The sequence below is a fragment of the Acinetobacter legionensis genome (assembly GCF_048551735.1).
Lineage (GTDB): Bacteria > Pseudomonadota > Gammaproteobacteria > Pseudomonadales > Moraxellaceae > Acinetobacter.
This window is the reverse complement of sequence record NZ_JBIMBV010000077.1, coordinates 1-814: the sequence shown is the minus strand read 5'-3', so window position 1 is coordinate 814 and position 814 is coordinate 1. Positions and strand designations below refer to the sequence as shown.

Genomic DNA, 814 nt, shown 5'->3' with positions numbered 1-814 from the left:
TTGCAACAGTTGTGATCGACTGGTTAATTGAACTAATACTGCTATTTATAGAATTAACAGCATTATTAATAGAATTTGTTATTGCGGTTTTTGAATCATTAATTGCAGCAATGATTTTTGAATCGTCAAATTTTGAATTGTTCGGATTGTTATTAGGGTCATTAGGATTAGGTTTTGTTGGGTCAGGATTGTTTTTAACGCAAATTTGTTTGCCGTTGAAAGTTCCACCAGTATAGCCAGTGGGACAGCCGGTTGTTGGCTTGTCGCAGTATGCTTCACCGCTTTTACAGCCGTCTTTAACAACAGGGTTGTCTTCCCCCTTTGGTGTATCAACAGAACATTTTGCACCTGTATTTTTTGCATTTATACCCCATGATAGATTGCCATTCGGTGTATCGAATGCAGTACCGCCACCGTCAGATTCCCATGTACAACCCTTATAACAAACAGAATCTGGAGCAAAAGCATCAGGTGCAGTGATATATCCATCTAAAAAGGCAGTTTCACCAACTTTACATTCAGTTGGCTTTAGATAAACAGTATCAGTAACAAAAGAACCAAATCTAGAATATCTGCAAGATGCTTGATTTGATGAAATAGAAACAGATAAAGTGCCAACAGTACCATTACCGTTTTTTAAAGATTGTTCACATGCAGCTTGAGCTGAAGGATAATAAGTACCGAAATAACCTTGCACGTACCAATCTTCTGCAAAAGCATTAATTGATAGAAATGAAAGAGAAATAAAAATCAAATATTTAAAAAATTTCATCATTTCACCATCACAGAAACAGTAATGATTAAGACAATCACG

At 36.0% G+C, this 814-nt stretch carries 1 pseudogene; it reads right to left on the bottom strand.

The features are described 5' to 3' along the window. A pseudogene (locus ACG9ZL_RS21070) lies at nt 1–775 on the bottom strand (hypothetical protein); the annotation flags it as partial. Between the last annotated feature and the right edge of the window lie 39 nt (nt 776–814).